Source organism: Streptomyces sp. NBRC 109706 (genome assembly GCF_000974485.1).
GTDB lineage: Bacteria > Actinomycetota > Actinomycetes > Streptomycetales > Streptomycetaceae > Streptomyces.
Genome location: NZ_BBOM01000007.1, coordinates 708,579 through 724,648, shown reverse-complemented (window position 1 = coordinate 724,648; position 16,070 = coordinate 708,579). Strand labels below are relative to the sequence as shown.

Sequence of the window (16,070 nt, the reverse complement as noted above, 5' to 3'; positions counted from 1 at the left end):
GGGAGACTGGTGCCATGCAGCCACGCAACATGTCCATGAGCGGAGCCGTCGATCTCTCCGCGGTCAAGGCCGCCGCGGAGGCCAAGCAGAAGGCCGAGCAGGCCCGCGCCCAGCGGGCGGCCCAGCCGGACGGGCAGGCGGCGGCCGTCCCCCTGGTGATCGACGTCGACGAGGCCACCTTCGAACAGGAGGTGGTCCAGCGCAGCGCCTCGGTGCCGGTGGTCATCGACCTCTGGGCCGAGTGGTGCCAGCCGTGCAAGCAGCTCAGCCCGGTGCTGGAGCGGCTCACCCTGGAGTACGCGGGGAAGATCGTCCTCGCCAAGATCGATGTCGACGCCAACCCGAGGATCGCCCAGCAGTTCGGCGTGCAGGGCATTCCGGCCATCTTCGCGGTGATCGCGGGGCAGGCCCTGCCGCTGTTCCAGGGGGCGGCCCCCGAGCCGCAGATCCGGCAGGTGTTCGACCAGCTGATCCAGGCCGCCGAGGAGCAGTTCGGCATCGTGGGGGAGCCGGTCGACCCGGAGGCCGCCGTCGAGGCGCAGGCCGCCGAGCCGGCCGAGCCGCCGACCGATCCGGCGTTGGCCGCCGCACACGCGGCGCTCGACGCCGGGGATCTGCCCGGCGCCATCCAGGCCTATGAGAACGTCCTGGCCGGCGATCCGGGGAACCAGGAGGCGGCCCTCGGCCTCGGCCAGGCCAAGCTGCTCGACCGGGTGCGGGGTCTGGACGCCGAGCGGGTGCGCAAGGCGGCGGCCGACAACGCCGGCGATGTCACGGCCCAACTCGCCGTCGCCGACCTCGACCTGGTCGGCGGGCATGTCGAGGACGCGTTCAGCCGGTTGATCGGCGTGGTGGGCCGGACGGCCGGCGACGACCGGAACACCGCCCGGCTCCGACTGCTGGAGCTCTTCGAGGTGTTGGGCGCCGACGACCCCCGAGTGACCTCCGCCCGGGCCGCGTTGGCCCGGGTGCTCTTCTGAGCAAAACCGCTCTCATACGCTGCCGGCGGTCACGTTTTACTAAAAATTGGTAATCGTGACCGCCGTCACATTGCGTCATGTGTGCGTTGCGCGACTCATTGTTTGGTCGCGCTTGGGGGCTCTATGGGGTGTTTTGGGGCCTGCACCCTCCGTGTGAGGGCGGGCGTGATCTACCTCGATCTGCCATATCTCCATTACTGGTAAGTAACGATCCTCTTGTGTCGTGCCGTGAGATAGACCACGATCGGCGGGGCCGACTCGGTCACGTGTCGGCCGTGGCGCGGGGGTTCCCGCCCGAGCGCAGGGCCTGTGTCACGTCACCGGAAGGCCGCTCCCCACGCGGCCAGTGGCTGCCGCCGGAGCGTTGTCGCCGGTGGCAAGGCGCTTCTCCCGCCCGGTGGTTGCCGCGCCTGTCGCGGCAACCGACGTCGGGGTCAGGGGAGATGTTCGTCCGAGAAGGAGGAAGTCATGGAGTCACAGGCTCGCGGCGGCACCAGATGGCGGCGATTCGGTCTGGTCATGGTGCCGAGCGTGGCCGCGACCGCAGCGATAGGCGTCGCCCTCGCCCAGGGGGCCCTCGCGGCCTCGTTCGCCGTGTCGGGTCAGCAGTTCAAGGTGAGCCTTGACGAGCTCGACGGCGAGGGGTTCGTCCAGTACGGGGCGTTGGTCACCCCGTCCGGCGGCGAGGAGAGGCCGGTGGTGGTCTCGGCGTTCGACCATGCCACCATCACCAACCTCTGTCAGTCGGTGGTCATTCCCGTTCCGTTCTTCGGGGATGTCACCGTGAGGATCGGCGCCGGCACCAACCCGGACAACCCGGTCGAGGCGGAGAACCTCTTCATCGACCTGGTGCAGCTCAACGGGGACGCCACGTTCGGCGACCTGGACATCGGCGTGGCCGTCGGCTCCACCACCAAGGGACCCACCCCCGAATCGGGTGCGCAGCCGGGGTCGTTCGCCCAGCAGTCCGACTGGGCCCTGCTGGAGGACGTCCGGCAGACGGCCTGGGCCACCTCGGCCGGCTCCTTCAAGCTCACCGACCTGAGCCTGTCGGTGCAGCGGGGCAAGAACGAGTGCTTCTGAGGGTCCACGCCTGACAGTCGCGCCTGGGGCAGGGCGGAGGTGTGTCTCTGCCCCAGGGATCGCCGCCGTATCGTGCATCCCGTTACTGAACCGCGCCTAGGGGAGTACGTGCCGTGAGCACCAACACCGATGTCGAGCCCAGCCTTTCGCTCTTCACCCGCGGAAGGCTGGCGTTCCGTCACTTCCGGTGGAGCCGCCCGTTCTGGTCCGGGCTCTTCACCATGATCGCCGGACTCCCCATCGCCTATCTCCCCTACGCCAACCTCACGTTGGGGCAGTTGACCATCCGAATGGCCACCACGGCCGGCGCCGGGTCGATGGTCATCGGCATCCTGCTGGTCGTGCTGGGGCTGACCATATGGTTCCAGCCGCAGGTGCGGATATTCGCCGGGGTGGCCGCCATCCTGCTGTCGCTGGTCTCGCTGGTCGTGTCCAACTTCGGCGGTTTTCTGGTGGGTTTTGTCTTTGGGATGGTGGGCGGCGGCATGAGCATCGCCTGGCTGCCGGGTGAGCCCGCCGAACCGGCCGAGTCGGCCCTGGACGGGGCCGATCACGCAGACCGGGAGCCGCCGGTCGCCACCCCCGGCACCGGGAGCGCGTTGTCCTCCTTCGACGGCGACGCGCCGGCGCACGGGGAGGAACCGGGGAAGGGAAACCAACGTGCCGACTGATGACATAGCGACCACGGAAGGCGAGGAGCCCCGGCACGCCGCTCCGCGTCGATCCCTGTTGCGCCGGTTGCACATGCCGGTCGGCAAGGCCATAGCGCTGGCGGCGATGCCGTCGGCCGCGCTGCTGGGCATGGGATTCACCTCCCCGCTGGCCAAGGCCGAGCCCCAGCCGGAGAACCCGTTCCGCCCCGGGGCGTGCGTGGAGATGCCCGACGAGCCGGCGGAGTCCGAGGAGACACCGGACGAAGCCTCCGACGAACCCGCCGACGGGGTCACGGAGGAGCCGGCAGACGAGGAGCCGGCCGACGAGGGGTCCGGAGGCGCGGACGAACAGCCGGCGGATCCGCCGACCGAGGAGCCACCGGACGAGCCGGGCACGGGCCAGGACGAGGCCCCGCCGCCCGCCGACGACACGGCCCCGCACCCCCCGGAGGAGCAGGACCCCGAGGAGCCGGCCGACGAGGACCCGGGCCCTGGCTGGGACCCGTGGGACCCGCTGGGCCTCGGGCGGGGCCTGGAGGACCTGGGGGAGGGCATCCTCGACCTGCTGACCCCGGGCGAACGCCGCGAGTGGGAGCGGGCGCGCCAGGAGGCCCTGGCCGAGGAGGAACTGGCGGATCCCGCCCGGGATCCGGAGGAGCCGCCCGAACAGGCCGCCGAGCGCGCCGATGCGGAGCCCGAGGAGCCGGCCCGCCCCGAGGGGCCGGACGAGCCGCGGGTGGCCGCCGAGCCCGACCCCGAGCCGACCGTCGCCGCCGACCCCGAGCCCGGCCGGCCCGAGGAGATCGACGAACCGGCGGGACCGGCCGCCGACAGCGGCGAACAGCAGCAGGAGCCGGAGGACGGCGAGGCCGGTGCGGAGGGCGCGGGCGACGACGGGCTGGAGCCGTTCCCCTGCCCCGAGGAGCGGCAGGTCCCCGGCGTGGCCGAGGCCACCGCGCTCACCCTCCCCGACGAGCCCTGGTACCTCGACGCCTCCTACCTCACCCTGCGCGGGCTGAGCTACCACGGCGTGGTCAACGTGACCACCGCCAACGGCACCGTCAAGCAGGTGCTGAAGTTCACCGCCGACAAGCTCGACATCGGCGATCTGCACCAGATCGTGGACGCCCCCGGCGGCCTGCGCTACCACGTGGCGACCGATCCGGGCTCCAACTCCACCTTCCGCGACGGCACGGTGACCATGTACACCGAGCGTCTTGAGGGCAATCTCTTCGGCGTGATCCCGGTGGTCTTCGACCCCGAGCACCAGCCCCCGATCGACCTGCCCATCGCGCACTTCACCGATGTCTTCGTGACCCAGGCCGGGCAGTTCGGCGGCACCCTCAACATGGCCGGCATGCACATCTACACCACGACCGACGGCCCCACCGTTCCCTGATCCGCCCCCCCACATACGAGGATCCCCCGGCCCTTCGAAGGGCCGGGGGATCCTCGTATGTGGTTCTCCGACGGTCAGACGCCGCCGTGGCCGCCCAGGTGGTGCACCCGGACCATGTTGGTGGTGCCGGGAACCCCGGGAGGGGAACCGGCGGTGATGATCATCGTGTCGCCGGTCTCGTAGCGGTTGAGCCGGGACAGCTCGGCGTCACACAGCTCCACCATCTCGTCCGTGTGGTTGACCAGCGGCACCACAAAGGTCTCCACGCCCCAGCTCAGGGTGAGTTGGTTGCGGGTCGCCGCCTCGGTGGTGAAGGCCAGGATGGGCTGCAACGACCGGTAGCGGGAGAGCCGGCGCGCGGTGTCACCCGACTTGGTGAACGCGATCAGCGCGCGGGCGTCCAGGAAGTCCGCCATCTCCGCCGCCGCCCTGGCGACCGAACCGCCCTGGGTGCGCGGCTTCTTGCCGGCCACCAGCGGCTGCAGGCCACGGGAGAGCAGTTCGTCCTCGGCGGCCACCACGATCTTCGACATGGTCTTGACCGTCTCGATCGGATACCGGCCGACCGACGATTCGGCGGAGAGCATCACCGCGTCCGCGCCGTCCAGGATCGCGTTGGCGACATCGGACGCCTCGGCGCGCGTGGGACGGGAGTTGGTGATCATCGACTCCATCATCTGGGTCGCCACGATCACCGGCTTGGCGTTGCGGCGGCAGAGGTCGATCAGCCGCTTCTGCACCATCGGGACCTGCTCCAGCGGGTACTCGACCGCCAGATCGCCCCGGGCCACCATGACCCCGTCGAAGGCCAGGACGACCTCCTCCATGTTCTCCACCGCCTGCGGCTTCTCCACCTTGGCGATCACCGGGACCCGACGGCCGACGCGGTCCATCACCCGGTGCACGTCCCGCACGTCCTCCGCGTTCCGCACGAAGGACAGCGCGACCATGTCGGCGCCGAGGCGGAGGGCGAACTCCAGGTCCTCCACGTCCTTGTCGGACAGGGCGGGGACGTTGACGGCCACGCCGGGCAGGTTGATGCCCTTGTGGTCGGAGATGACGCCACCCTCGATGACGATGGTGCGCACCCGCGGGCCCTCCACCTCCAGCACCTGGAGGGAGACGTTGCCGTCGTTGATCAGGATCGTCTCGCCCTTGGAGACGTCCCCCGGCAGGCCCTTGTAGGTGGTGCCGCAGATCGAACGGTCGCCGGGGACGTCCTCGGTGGTGATGGTGAACTCGTCGCCCCGCTCCAGCTCCACCGGGCCGTTGGCGAAGGTCTCCAGGCGGATCTTGGGGCCCTGGAGGTCGGCCAGCACACCAACGGCGCGGCCGGAGTCCTCCGTTGCCTTGCGGAGTCGGTGGTACCGCTCCTCGTGCTCCTCGTGGCTGCCGTGGCTGAAGTTGAAGCGGGCCACGTTCATTCCGGCGTCGATGAGAGCCTTCAGATTGTCGAAGGAGTCGACGGCGGGACCCAGGGTGCAGACGATTTTGGAGCGGCGCATGGAAGCGATCCTATCGTTTTGTTCCATGGTGGAATAATTTGCGGGCTCAGGCTAGCCCAGGTCAGCTTCCGACCAGGGCGAATGCCTGGATGGCGATCTCCAGTTCCTCGTCCGTGGGCACCACGGCGACCGCGCATCGAGCGTACTCCGGGGAGATGATCCGGGGTCCTCGGCCGGGCGCGGTGTTCAGCCGTTCGTCGACGGCGAGCCCCCACCCGTCCAGGCCGCTGACGGCGGCCGTTCGCACCCGGGTCGCGTTCTCCCCGACGCCGGCCGTGAACGCCACCGCGTCCACCCGGCCCAGCAGCGCGAAGTAGGCGCCCAGGTACGAACGCAGCCGGTGGATGTAGACGTCGAACGCCAGCCTCGCCCGGGGATCGCCCTCGTCCATCCGCCGGACCACCTCCCGCATGTCGTTGTCGCCGCACAGACCCAGCAGCCCGGAACGGGAGTTGAGCAGTTCGTCGATCTCCCCGACCGACATCCCCGCCACCCGCGACAGATGGAACACCACGGCCGGGTCCACATCCCCCGACCTGGTGCCCATCACCAGGCCCTCCAACGGGGTGAGCCCCATCGAGGTGTCCACGCAGCGCCCGCCCGCCACCGCCGCGGCGGAGGCGCCGTTGCCCAGATGCAGCGTGATCACATTGACCTCGGCCGGCTCCCGGCCCAGCAGCTCGGCGGTGCGCCGGGAGACGAACGCGTGCGAGGTGCCGTGGAAGCCGTAGCGCCGGATCCGGTGCTCGGCCGCCGTGTCGGCGTCGATGGCGTAACACGCCGCGTGGTCCGGGATGGTGGTGTGGAACGCCGTGTCGAAGACGGCGACCTGGGGCAGTCCGGGGTTGAGCGCCCGCGCCGTCCTGATGCCCGCCAGGTTCGCCGGGTTGTGCAACGGCGCCAGCGGCACCAGCCGTTCGATCTCGGCCTCCACCCCGTCGTCCACCAGCGTCGGCGCGGTGAACCGCCGACCGCCGTGCACCACCCGGTGGCCGACGGCCGCCAGCTCGGGGGAGTCCAGGCCGTGGCCGTCGGCGGCCAGCTCGTCGGCCGCCGCGCGCAGCGCCGCCGCGTGGTCGGGCACCGGCAGCTCGCGCTCCCTGCGCTCCCCGGCGGCCGGGGTGTGCGTCAGCCGGCCTGGCCCGCGCTCCCCGATCCGCTCCACCAGACCGAAGGACAGCCGCCGCTCGTCGGCCATGTCCAGCAGCTGGTACTTCAACGACGAGGAACCGGAGTTGAGCACCAGCACCAAACGGGCATTCACGCCGAGGCGTCCTTTCGGGTACGGGCGGCGGCCTCCTGGGCCTGAACGGCCGTGATCGCCACCGTGTTCACGATGTCCTGCACCAGCGCGCCCCGCGACAGGTCGTTCACCGGCTTGCGCAGCCCCTGCAGCACCGGCCCCACGGCCACCGCGCCGGCGGACCGCTGCACCGCCTTGTAGGTGTTGTTGCCGGTGTTGAGGTCCGGGAAGATCAACACCGTGGCCTGCCCGGCCACCTCCGAGTCCGGCAGCTTGGTCGCGGCCACCGAGGGCTCGACCGCCGCGTCGTACTGGATCGGGCCCTCCACCAGCAGGTCGGGGCGCGCGGCGCGCACCAGCTCGGTGGCCTGGCGCACCTTGTCCACGCCCGAACCCGAACCCGAGGTGCCCGTCGAGTACGACAGCATCGCCACCCGGGGCGTCACCCCGAACTCGGCCGCGGTGTGTGCCGACTGGATCGCGATGTCCGCCAACTGGGCAGCGTCCGGATCCGGGTTGACCGCGCAGTCGCCGTACACCAGCACCCGGTCCGCCAGGCACATGAAGAACACCGACGAGACGATCGACGCGTTCGGCTTGGTGCGGATCACCTCGAACGCCGGCCGGATGGTGGCCGCCGTGGAGTGCGCGGCGCCGGAGACCATCCCGTCCGCGAGGCCCTCGCGCACCATCAGCGTTCCGAAGTACGACACATCGGACACCACGTCGTAGGCCAGCTCCTCGCTGACCCCCCGATGCGCCCGCAGCGCCGCGTAGATCTCGGCGAACCGCTCACGCAGCGGCGAGCTGACCGGATCCACCACCCGGGCCACAGGGCCCGGTCGTCCCGTCGGCTCGTCCGCCCCCAACAGGCTGAGATCGAGACCGAGTTCGGCCGCCCGCCGGCGGACGACCGACTCCTCGCCGAGCAGCGTCAGATCGCAGACCCCGCGCCGCAGCAGCACCTCGGCCGCCCGCAGCACCCGCTCCTCGGTGCCCTCCGGCAACACCACATGCCGCCGGTCGCTCCTGGCCCGCTCGATCAGCTCGTGCTCGAACATCATCGGCGTCACCCGGTCCCCGCGCGCCACCGACAGCCGCTCGGTCAGCGCCGAGGTGTCCACCTGGTTCTCGAAGAGCCCCAACGCCAGCTCGGCCTTGCGCGGCGTCGCCGCCGTCAGCTGCCCCTCAAGGCCCGACAGCTCGGTGGCCGTGCCGAACGAACCCGCGCCGACGGAGAGCACCGGCGTGCCGGGCGACAGCCGCGCGGCCAGCGCCATCGTCTCCTTGTCCGGCTGCTCGCCCAGCGTCAACAGCACCCCGGCGATCGGCGGCGAACCGGCCGAATGCGCGGCCAGCGCGCCCACCAGCAGATCGGCCCGGTCGCCTGGGGTGATCACCAGGCAGCCGTCCGTCAGCGCCCGCAGAAACGTGGGCAACGTGGCCCCGCCGAAGACGTAGTCCCGCACGTCACGCGCCAGACCCGCGTGGTCGCCCAACACCACCTCGGCGCCCAGCGCCGCCCTGACCTGCGCCACCGTCGGCGCGGCCAGCGCCGCGTCCTCCGGCAGCACGTACACCGGCACCGGCAGGTGCCCGCCCAGCGCCTCGCCCACGGCGGGGGCCTCCCGCCCCGGCACCCGGTTGGCGATCATGGCCAGCACATCGCAGCCCAGCGCGGCGAACGCGTTGTGCGCGTTGCGCACCTCGGCGGCGATGGCGTCCGCGTCCTGCCCCACGCCGGCCACCACGGGCAGCACCGGGGCGCCGAACTCGTTGGCCAGCCGGGCGTTGAGCGTCAGCTCGGCGGGCAGCTGGGTGTCCGCGTAGTCGCTGCCGAGGACCAGCACCACCTCGTACTCCTCGGCCACCCGGTGGTAGTGCCGCACCAGCCGGGCCACCAGCTCGTCCATTCCGCGCTCGGCCAGCAGCGCCGCGGCCTCGTGATAGCCCATGCCGCGCGTCTCGGCCGCCGACTGCGCCAGCCGGTACCGCGCGCGCAGCAGCTCGACGACCTGATCCGTCCGCCCCTCGTGGGCCAGCGGCCGGAACACCCCGACCCGGTCCACCTTCCGGGTCAGCAGCTCCATCACCCCCAGCTCCACCAGCTGGCGGCCGTCACCGCGTCCGATACCGGTCACATACACGCTGCTGGTCACCGTTCCCCCTCCGTAGCTGCCTGGTTCCTACCGCTCTCGCCGCCCCCGCCCCGACCGTAACCCGGGGTGGGACGGGGGCGCGCGCCGGCCCGCGCGCGCCCTCGGGAGGGGTGTGCCGCGCCATTGGTCGGCAGCCAGCCTCTCGTGAAACAATCCCGTCGGCCCCGAAGGCGAGGCCGGTCACCCTCACCCCACCCCATCCAGCGCCAAGCAAGGAGAGCGGTCCTCATGCGCATCGGAGTTCTCACTGCGGGCGGTGACTGCCCCGGCCTCAACGCGGTGATCCGGTCGGTTGTGCACCGTGCCGTGGTGGATCGCCAAGACGAGGTGATCGGGTTCGAGGACGGCTTCAAGGGCCTCCTCGAAGGCCGTTACCGCACACTCGACATCAACGAGGTCAGCGGCATCCTGGCCCGGGGCGGCACCATCCTGGGATCCAGCCGCCTGGAGCGCGCACGGCTGCGCGAGGCCTGCGACAACGCGGAGGCGTTCCGGCACAAGCTGAGCCTGGACGCCCTGATCCCCATCGGCGGCGAGGGCACGCTCACCGCCGCCAAGATGCTGGCCGACGCCGGCATCCCCGTGGTCGGCGTCCCCAAGACCATCGACAACGACATCTCCGCCACCGACCGCACGTTCGGCTTCGACACGGCGGTCGGCGTGGCCACCGAGGCCATCGACCGGCTCAAGACCACCGCCGAGTCCCACCAGCGGGTCATGGTCGTCGAGGTCATGGGCCGGCACGCGGGCTGGATCGCGCTGGAGGCCGGCATGGCCGGCGGCGCCCACGGCATCTGCGTCCCGGAACGGCCGTTCCAGGTCGACGACATGTGCAAGATGATCGAGGACCGCTTCGAACGCGGCAAGAAGTTCGCGGTCATCTGCGTCGCCGAGGGCGCCCGCCCGGCCGACGGCTCCATGCCGTACGAGCGCGGCGAGATCGACCCCTACGGCCACGAGCGGTTCATCGGCATCGGCAACCGACTGGCCAGCGAGCTGGAGCAGCGCCTCGGCAAGGAGGCCCGCCCGGTCATCCTCGGCCACATCCAGCGCGGCGGCACCCCCACCGCGTACGACCGGGTGCTCGCCACCCGCTTCGGCTGGCACGCCGTGGAGGCCGCCCACCGGGGCGAGTTCGGCAAGATGACGGCGCTGCGCGGCACCGAGATCGTGATGACCCCCCTGGGCGAGGCCACGGCCGAACTGAAGCGGGTCCCGCAGAACCGGATGGACGAGACCGAAGCGGTGTTCTGACGAACGGTCTTGGCGGGACCCCGGGCCCGCCGGTTGCCTGCCGGCGGGTTGCCTGCCGGCGGGTTGCCTGCCGGCGGTTCGGCCGCTGGGGTGTCCGCGGCGGGGTGCCTGCCGGCGGCGGGAAGCCGACGTATCAGCGGGCCCCGCTGTGACCGCCGTGGCCGGCTGATGTCCGCCGACCGGCGGCTGTTGTTGCGGACTGCTCCCCGGACACCGATGGCACGGGGCCGGCGGAGCCGACACCGATCGCTCGGCAGAGTGTGCCCGGTACCGGCCGAGTCCCGGCGCGCCCGCCGGTTGTTGCTTCAGGGCGCGGGGCCTGGCGGCGCCTTTCCCGCCGGAGGCGGAGGCCGGCGTGGCGCGTCGGCTGCCCGTTGCTGGCCGGGTTGCTCCCGGTGCCCCCGGTGTCCCAGGTGGGGCCGGCGCGCCAGCGGATTGCTGCTTCCGGGGTGTGGGGGTGGCGGAGCCATTCCTGTCAGCGGGCCCCGCTGTCGGTGGGGCCTGGCGGCGCCTTTCCCGCCGGAGGCGATCACCGCCGGATCGATGGTGGCCGGCGTGGCGGGTCGGCTGTTCGTTTCCGCCGGCGCGCCAGCGGGTCGTCGCATCCGGTACGGGGCAGGCGCAGTCGTTCGTCCCGGTTGTCGGTGAAAGTCCGGCGTGCCCGCCGGTTGTTGCTTCCGCCGTGGGGGCGGCGCAGTCGCCGCCAGCGGGGGAGTGGTTCTGGGTGCGGCTGTGCCGCCGTCGCGGCTACGCCGTCGCCAGGTCGGTGGGGGTGGTGTTGGCGCCGCAGAGGATGGTGCAGGTTTCTTCGGCGGGGGTGGGGGCGGGGGTGCCGGCGAGGGCGGTGGCGGCGGCGTGTTCCACCGCGACGCGGTGCTCGTGCCAGAGCCGGCGGCGGGTGGCGACGATCGCCTCGTCCGTCACCAACACCGAGCGCACATGCGGCCGTTGGGCCGCGCGCAGCGCGTCCGCCGAGACGCGGCGGGCGCCGAGGGAGTCGGCGGCCACCGAGGAGACCGGCACATCAACCGGCGTGCCGGCGGCCAGCGCCGCGTGCAGCGCGCGGGAGCCCTCCGGCTCCACCGCCACCACGCGCAGGCCGCGCGCCTCGGCCGCCGTGGCCACGCCGGCCAGCAGACCGCCGCCGCCCACCGAGACCACCACCGTGGTGATCGTCGGGCGCGCGGCCAGGATCTCGTCCACCAGGGTGCCGGCGCCGGCGGCGATCAGCGGGTGGTCGTAGGCGTGCGAGCCCACCGCGCCGCTCTCCGCGACAAACGCGGCGCACGCCTCGGCGGCCTCCGCGTACTCCACGCCGATCCCTCGCACCTCGGCGCCCAGGGCGCGCAGCGCGGACACCTTCACCGGCGGGGCCGTGGTGGGCACGAACACCGTGGCCCGCACGCCCTGTCGGCCGGCGGCCCAGGCGGCGGCGAGCCCGGCGTTGCCGCCGGAGGCGATGGCGATACCGGCGGCCGGCAGCCGGCCGGCCGCCCGCTGGGCGGCGGTGAAGTTCAGCGCGCCCCTGGCCTTGAAGGAGCCGGTGTGCTGAAGGAACTCCAGGGCGAACCACAGCCGTTCACCGCCGGGCGCGAGCACCACGGGCCGCACCTGCCCGTCGATCCGCCCGGCCGCCGCCGCTACCTCGTCATATCCGAACATCCCGCCACTCTAGGCAGGCGGCCCCAGCAGAATGTCCGCGGCCAGTTCGACCTTGGCGCCGACGGACTCCGGCAGCACAAAGCTCTCGCCGGACAGATAGGTGGACCGCGTGCGGTACTCCCCGTCGCGTGGGTCGGTCAGCAGGCTGACCCGCCGGTTGCGGCGGTCCCCGATGAGGTAGACGGGGATGCCGGCCCGTGCGTAGGCGAGCGGTTTGTCCACGGTGTCGCTGCCGTGGTTGCTGGAGGTGATCTCCACGACCAGGCGAAACACATGTGGCGCATAGCAGTTGAACGCCACCAGATGCCGTTCGTAGTCGGCGTCCACAATGGAGAGATCCGGAACGACATAGTCGTCTCCACCGGGGAGCCAGAGGCCCCGTGCCTGGTGAAGCCGGGTCTCCTGGCCGTGCAGCACGGCAAGCGCCAGGGTGAGACTGGTCAACGCGTCGGCATGCCGACCGTCTGCGGGCGGGTTCACGACGAGTCTTCCTCCAACGACCTCCGGGCGGTAGCCGGGCATGGTCCGGTACACCGTTTCGGCAAGATCCAGCAGGGTCATGCTGTTCTTCCCCCTCGCCCTCTCGGCCATGGGCCCTACCCCGATTCCAGAAGCGGTCGTTGGCGCCAGAATCGATTCTGCCAGCTCAACTGGTGTGCGCCCGGGGGCGCGCGCCGGGGGTGGGATAGGTTCACCGACCATGGATATCGCGATCAGGTCCGGCTATGTGGTGCCGGTGGACGGCGCTCCCATCGACGGGGGCACGGTGTTGGTGGTGGACGGCAGGATCGCCGCCGTGGGTCCGGACGCGGAGGTGACGGTGCCCGACGGGGTGCGGACCGTCGACGCGGCCGGCCGGTGGGTGCTGCCGGGGTTTGTCGAGGCGCACGGGCATATCGGCGTGCACGAGGAGGGTGAGGGTTGGGCCGGCAACGACACCAACGAGATGACCGACCCCAACGGGGCCAGGATGCGGGCCCTGGACGCCATCAACCCGGCGGATGTCGGCTTCGGTGACGCGTTGGCCGGCGGCGTCACCAGCGCGGTGATCAAGCCGGGCTCGGGGAACCCGATCGGTGGCCAGACCGTGGCCGTCAAATGCTGGGGCCGCACCGTCGACGACATGGTGATCCGTCAACCCGCCAGTGTGAAGAGCGCGTTGGGGGAGAACCCCAAGCGGGTCTACGGGGACAAGAAGACGCTGCCCTCCACCCGGCAGGGCACCGCGGCGGTGATCAGGGACGCCTTCACCGCCGCGCAGGACTACCGCGCGCGCAAGGCGCACGCCGAGGAGGAGGGCAAGCCCTTCGAGCGGGATCTGACGTCGGAGACGTTGCTCGCGGTGCTGGACGGTTCGTTGCCGTGGTGTCAGCACAGCCACCGGGCGGACGATATCGCCACCGCGATGCGGCTGGCCGACGAGTTCGGCTACCGGCTGGTGATCAACCACGCCACCGAGGGGCATCTGCTGGCCGACGATATCGCCCGGCGGGGCATCCCGGTGATCACCGGGCCGCTCTTCACCACCCGCAGCAAGGTGGAGCTGAAGGAGCGGACGCTGGCCAACCCGGGGATCCTGGACCGGGCGGGGGTGAAGGTGGCGATCACCACGGACCATCCGGTGGTGCCGATCAACTTCCTGGTGCACCAGGTCACGCTGTGCGTCAAGGAGGGCCTGGACAGGGACCGGGCGCTGGCCACCATCACCACCAACCCGGCGCAGATCCTGGGCCTCGACGACCGGGTCGGCGCGCTCAGGCCCGGGCTCGACGGGGACGTGGTGATCTGGTCGGGCGATCCGCTGGACGTGATGAGCCGGGCGCTCACGGTCTTTGTCGAGGGCCGGGAGGTGTACCGCTACGACACCGGGGCGGGCCGGGGCGAGGTGCTGGACGCCTTCTACCGCGAGTCGCGCTGACTCTCGGCTACGCGGGTGCCGGGGTGAGCCAGAGGGTGGCCAGCGGCGGCAGGGTGGGGGTGATGCTCGCCGGATGTCCGTGGCTGGGTGTCGACTCGGTCTTGAGCGGTTCGGGGTTGCCCACGCCGCTGCCGCCGAACCGGGCCTCGTCGGTGTTGAGCGTCTCCCGCCAGGCGTTGACCCGGCCCGGCACCCCGAGCCGGTAGTCGTGGCGGACCACGGCGGAGAAGTTGCAGATCGCCAGCAGCGGGGTGCCGTCGGCGGCGAAGCGGAGGAACGCCAGCACATTGTCCGAGGCGGCGTCGGCGGCGACCCAGGTGAAGCCGTCGGGCACGGTGTCCCGTTCCCAGAGCGCGGGGTGCGCGCGGTAGCGGAGGTTCAGCTCGCGCACCAGATCCCGCACGCCCCGGTGGTCGCCGGCCGCCACATAGTCGTCGGCGAGCACCCACCACTGCGGGCCCTCGGTCTCCGACCACTCCGCGCCCTGGGCGAACTCCTGGCCCATGAACAGCAGTTGCTTGCCGGGATGGGACCACATGAAGCCCAGATAGGCCCGCAGATCGGCGCGTCTGCGCCACCAGTCGCCCGGCATCTTGGAGACCAGCGCGGCCTTTCCGTGCACCACCTCGTCGTGGGAGATGGGCAGGACGTAGTTCTCCGAGTAGGCGTAGGCCATGGCGAAGGTCATCTGGTGGTGGTGCCAGGCGCGGTGCACCGGGTCCTTGGAGAGGTAGAGCAGGGTGTCGTGCATCCAGCCCATGTTCCATTTGAAGCCGAAGCCGAGACCGCCGTGCTCGGTGGCCCGGGTGACGCCGTCCCAGGCCGTCGACTCCTCGGCGACGGTGAGCACGCCGGGGCAGCGGCGGTAGACCGTGGCGTTCATCTCCTGGAGGAAGGACACGGCGTCCAGGTTCTCCCGGCCGCCGTGCGCGTTGGGCAGCCAGCCGCCCTCGGGGCGCGAGTAGTCGAGATAGAGCATGGACGCCACCGCGTCCACCCGCAGCCCGTCGACGTGGTACTCCTCGCACCAGTAGACCGCGTTGGCGACCAGGAAGTTCCGCACCTCGGGGCGCCCGTAGTCGAACTCCAGGGTGCCCCAGTCGGGGTGTTCGGCGCGGCGCGGGTCGGGGTGTTCGTAGCAGGGGGTGCCGTCGAAGCGGGCCAGTGCCCAGGGGTCCTTGGGGAAGTGCGCCGGCACCCAGTCGATCAGCACCCCGATCCCGGCCCGGTGCAGCGCGTCCACCAGCAGCTTGAAGTCGTCAGGACCGCCCAGCCTGGCGGTCGGCGCGTAGTAGCCGGTGACCTGGTAGCCCCAGGAGCCACCGAACGGGTGTTCGGCGGGCGGCATCAGCTCGACATGGGTGAAGCCCAGGTCGGCGACATAGGCCGGCAGCTCCTCGGCCAGCTCGCGGTAGCCGAGCCCGGGCCGCCAGGACGCCGGGTGCAGCTCGTAGACGGAGAGCGGCGCGGCGTGCGCCGGGCGGTCGGCGCGGGAGGCCAGCCAGGCGGCGTCGTCCCAGGCGTAGGAGCTGCGGTGGACGATCGACGCGTTGGCCGGGGGGCACTCGGTGCGCAGCGCCATCGGGTCCGCGCGCAGGGAGTGCGCGCCGTCCGCGCCCAGCACGTCGTACTTGTAGAGCGCCCCGGCGTCCACGCCGGGTACGAAGAGCTCCCAGACGCCGGACGAGCCGAGCGAGCGCATCGGCAGCGCGGTGCCGTCCCAGTGGGTGAAGTCCCCGGTGACCCGCACGCCGCGTGCGTTCGGGGCCCAGACGGTGAACCGGGTGCCGGCGACGCCCTGGTGGGTCAACGGGCGGGCGCCGAGCGCCTCCCAGAGCCGTTCGTGCCGGCCCTCGGCGATCAGATGCAGATCCAGCTCGCCCAGCGAGGGCAGAAAGCCGTAGGGGTCGCGAACCACCTGTTCGTCGCCGTTCCGGTAGGCCACCACCAGCTGGTACTCGGCCGGTGGCGGGCCCGGCAGCACCGCGCCGAAGAGCCCGTCGCCGAGATCGGTGAGGGCCGCGTCCGCCTCCCCGGGGCGCCGCACCAGGACGCGGCGCGCGAACGGGCGCAGCGCGCGGAAGAGGGTGCCCTTCGGGACGGCGTGCGCCCCCAGCAGCGTGTGCGGATCGTAGTGCGCCCCTTCGAGCAGCAGGGCGCGGTCCTCGGCCGACAGGTTCACGGTGCGGGTCTCCTTCGGGCGGGCTGGAAAAG

12 protein-coding genes are annotated in these 16,070 nt (G+C 71.7%); 6 read left to right on the top strand and 6 right to left on the bottom strand.

Features of this window, described 5'->3' with window-relative positions; translation table 11 throughout:
• The first annotated feature begins 14 nt into the window (after positions 1 to 14).
• From AOM46_RS17135 to AOM46_RS17120, 4 genes are all read left to right on the top strand, one after another.
• Positions 15 to 980: a tetratricopeptide repeat protein gene (locus AOM46_RS17135; protein WP_062212343.1), complete on the top strand. Its 966-nt coding sequence runs from the start codon at positions 15 to 17 to the stop codon at positions 978 to 980.
• Between the two features lie 468 nt (positions 981 to 1,448).
• Entirely contained in the window at positions 1,449 to 2,063 is a 615-nt protein-coding gene (locus tag AOM46_RS17130; RefSeq protein WP_062212340.1) for a DUF6230 family protein, read from the top strand.
• Between the two features lie 113 nt (positions 2,064 to 2,176).
• On the top strand, positions 2,177 to 2,734 hold the full coding sequence (locus AOM46_RS17125; protein WP_062212337.1) for a DUF6114 domain-containing protein: 558 nt from the start codon (positions 2,177 to 2,179) through the stop codon (positions 2,732 to 2,734).
• The gene (locus AOM46_RS17120) at positions 2,724 to 4,115 is read left to right on the top strand and encodes a hypothetical protein (RefSeq protein ID WP_067226302.1); all 1,392 of its coding nucleotides are present in this window, start codon (positions 2,724 to 2,726) and stop codon (positions 4,113 to 4,115) included. Before AOM46_RS17125 ends, AOM46_RS17120 begins: the two co-directional genes overlap by 11 nt.
• Before the next feature lie 74 nt (positions 4,116 to 4,189).
• On the opposite strand, the gene pyk is transcribed toward AOM46_RS17120, so the two are convergent.
• The 3 genes from pyk to pta all read right to left on the bottom strand — a co-directional run bounded on the left by pyk (position 4,190) and on the right by pta (position 9,022).
• Positions 4,190 to 5,620 (bottom strand): pyruvate kinase, encoded by a 1,431-nt coding sequence (pyk, locus tag AOM46_RS17115; protein WP_062212332.1) that lies wholly within the window; start codon positions 5,618 to 5,620, stop codon positions 4,190 to 4,192.
• A 61-nt stretch (positions 5,621 to 5,681) separates the two neighbouring features.
• Positions 5,682 to 6,884, bottom strand: coding sequence for an acetate kinase (locus tag AOM46_RS17110; RefSeq protein WP_062212329.1), 1,203 nt, complete (start codon positions 6,882 to 6,884; stop codon positions 5,682 to 5,684).
• Entirely contained in the window at positions 6,881 to 9,022 is a 2,142-nt protein-coding gene (pta, locus tag AOM46_RS17105) for a phosphate acetyltransferase (RefSeq protein WP_062212326.1), read from the bottom strand. The genes AOM46_RS17110 and pta overlap by 4 nt, the downstream gene beginning before the upstream one ends.
• A gap of 228 nt (positions 9,023 to 9,250) precedes the next feature.
• On the opposite strand from pta, the gene AOM46_RS17100 reads away from it, so the two are divergent.
• The gene (locus AOM46_RS17100) at positions 9,251 to 10,276 is read left to right on the top strand and encodes an ATP-dependent 6-phosphofructokinase (RefSeq protein ID WP_062212323.1); all 1,026 of its coding nucleotides are present in this window, start codon (positions 9,251 to 9,253) and stop codon (positions 10,274 to 10,276) included.
• Between the two features lie 747 nt (positions 10,277 to 11,023).
• On the opposite strand, the gene AOM46_RS17095 is transcribed toward AOM46_RS17100, so the two are convergent.
• Both AOM46_RS17095 and AOM46_RS17090 read right to left on the bottom strand, forming a co-directional pair.
• Complete coding sequence (locus AOM46_RS17095; protein ID WP_062212320.1) at positions 11,024 to 11,938, bottom strand: serine/threonine dehydratase; 915 nt, start codon at positions 11,936 to 11,938, stop codon at positions 11,024 to 11,026.
• Positions 11,939 to 11,947: 9 nt separating this feature from the next.
• Positions 11,948 to 12,499: a Uma2 family endonuclease gene (locus AOM46_RS17090; RefSeq protein ID WP_267887806.1), complete on the bottom strand. Its 552-nt coding sequence runs from the start codon at positions 12,497 to 12,499 to the stop codon at positions 11,948 to 11,950.
• Between the two features lie 139 nt (positions 12,500 to 12,638).
• Here AOM46_RS17090 and AOM46_RS17085 point away from each other — a divergent pair, with 139 nt between their 5' ends.
• Positions 12,639 to 13,856, top strand: coding sequence for an amidohydrolase (locus tag AOM46_RS17085; protein ID WP_062212313.1), 1,218 nt, complete (start codon positions 12,639 to 12,641; stop codon positions 13,854 to 13,856).
• Between the two features lie 7 nt (positions 13,857 to 13,863).
• Here AOM46_RS17085 and glgB read toward each other — a convergent pair whose 3' ends face one another.
• On the bottom strand, positions 13,864 to 16,038 hold the full coding sequence (gene glgB / locus AOM46_RS17080; RefSeq protein WP_062212310.1) for a 1,4-alpha-glucan branching enzyme: 2,175 nt from the start codon (positions 16,036 to 16,038) through the stop codon (positions 13,864 to 13,866).
• Between the last annotated feature and the right edge of the window lie 32 nt (positions 16,039 to 16,070).

Excerpts from the sequence above, each read along its gene's own strand:
- AOM46_RS17100 (WP_062212323.1), top strand. The coding sequence starts at position 9,251 with ATGCGCATCGGAGTTCTCACTGCGGGCGGTGACTGCCCCGGCCTCAAC.
- AOM46_RS17135 (WP_062212343.1), top strand. The coding sequence starts at position 15 with ATGCAGCCACGCAACATGTCCATGAGCGGAGCCGTCGATCTCTCCGCG.
- AOM46_RS17095 (WP_062212320.1), bottom strand. The coding sequence starts at position 11,938 with ATGTTCGGATATGACGAGGTAGCGGCGGCGGCCGGGCGGATCGACGGG.
- AOM46_RS17130 (WP_062212340.1), top strand. The coding sequence starts at position 1,449 with ATGGAGTCACAGGCTCGCGGCGGCACCAGATGGCGGCGATTCGGTCTG.
- pyk (WP_062212332.1), bottom strand. The coding sequence starts at position 5,620 with ATGCGCCGCTCCAAAATCGTCTGCACCCTGGGTCCCGCCGTCGACTCC.
- AOM46_RS17085 (WP_062212313.1), top strand. The coding sequence starts at position 12,639 with ATGGATATCGCGATCAGGTCCGGCTATGTGGTGCCGGTGGACGGCGCT.
- AOM46_RS17090 (WP_267887806.1), bottom strand. The coding sequence starts at position 12,499 with ATGACCCTGCTGGATCTTGCCGAAACGGTGTACCGGACCATGCCCGGC.